The sequence below is a fragment of the Vibrio sp. Y176 genome, from assembly GCF_033438945.1.
Genome location: NZ_JAWOQS010000071.1, coordinates 1 through 1423, shown reverse-complemented (window position 1 = coordinate 1423; position 1423 = coordinate 1). Strand labels below are relative to the sequence as shown.

The following is a 1423-nucleotide window of genomic DNA, read 5'->3' as shown; positions in this document are numbered from 1 at the left end:
TGCTTTAAGCTCTACAACTTCCGATTCTGTAATCGCTAACTTGCCACGCACCGAACCATTGAGATGGTAAACATTAGGCTGAAGGCGCGTGAGAATATCTCGACTGAAGTCGTCCAATTCCATCGACAGCACCAACCCAATCCGGCTGCACAACTCGTCTGCGGTGATCTCGAAATCGCACACAGGGCTGTCTTCGTAAATAAAGGGATAACAGATCTCGCTCAGTTCCTTGCTTACAGGTCTCATGCTGTTGTTCCAATGTAAAAAAGGGAGCCAGTATAACCTAACTCCCTCCTAGCAATCATAAAAACGACGTCCGCATTAGGCGTTTTCGATTTTCTTGTGGCCTTCTTGTAGATGCACAAAATCAACCAAGTCATCGCCTGAGACTTGATACGCTTGACCGAACCCTTTTACGAACAAACCTTTCTCAGCTTTTAGGTTGAACAGTACAAAGTCTTCAAGCTGGCTTAGACCGTCGATGATGTCACCGAAACGCGCTTTCATCTGACCAACGACCAATTGCCACATTTCAGTATCACGCTCAACAACCGTTGCTACCGCATCAAACGTCAAACGCTTACGTGCGAAAAGCTGTTTGGATGAATCTTCATCTTCGATCATCATCAATGAAACGTTTGGATTTTCTAGCAGATTTCGAGCATGGCGAGCAATCTGAGAGATCAAAACGAAGTAACCTTCCTGATTCTGAACATAAGGCGCGTAACTTACGTTCGGACGGCCTTCGCTGTCTACCGTTGCAAGCTGTAAAGTACGGCGCTCCTGACGAAATTCCTTAATCTCTGGCCCTAGGCGGCCTTGCAAACGCTCTTGTTTAACTTGTTGATCCATATTGATACCTGACTTTATTTCTATTTATTTGTCCCGAATTCTAGTTCGGTTATGTATGTTCGTGGTCGCGACTTCTCACGTTCTTGAATGTAAAAGCCGCGACGACTGGCTGTCTTTGTTACTGATTTAGCTCAGCTTGCATGGCACGAAACGCCGTTACCTGCTCAGCAATAAGTTCGCGTTTTTCATCACGCCCTAAGTACACTTTGAAGATATTGCTGCCGCATTCAGAGAAAAAGCCAAAGTAGTGACTTTCACGTCCCATAAACGGTTTACAGACCAGCGCGATATTTTTCACGTTATCCAATTTGAGGTGACCATGCAGCTCACCTTCTCGCCCCATTAGGTTGTAATAACCACGCGCAACTTTGCCTTTCGGACAAGGCGCTTTCACTTCGAAAATGGAGCCGAAGGAGTGTACGATCGTCGTCACTGGGCCAAAGCCAACTAGGCTTTCAAGGATTGTTTGCGCTTGTTCGCCCGGCGCAATCGCAACCATCTCTTGCGGCAGTGCAGCGACAACATCAAATTCTGTCACACCTAAACGCTCTGCCATTGCGGCAGGCAGAAG

2 protein-coding genes and 1 pseudogene are annotated in these 1423 nt (G+C 46.8%); all 3 read right to left on the bottom strand.

Going from position 1 to position 1423, the window contains the following annotated elements; genetic code table 11:
* Positions 1-246: pseudogene (locus R7O13_RS24130) on the bottom strand (ATP:cob(I)alamin adenosyltransferase); the annotation flags it as partial.
* A gap of 75 nt (positions 247-321) precedes the next feature.
* Complete coding sequence (gene hutZ, locus R7O13_RS24125) at positions 322-852, bottom strand: heme utilization protein HutZ (protein ID WP_005488117.1); 531 nt, start codon at positions 850-852, stop codon at positions 322-324.
* A 118-nt stretch (positions 853-970) separates the two neighbouring features.
* Positions 971-1423 (bottom strand): heme utilization cystosolic carrier protein HutX (hutX, locus tag R7O13_RS24120; protein WP_318304835.1); only part of this gene is annotated, 453 nt, incomplete at its 5' end.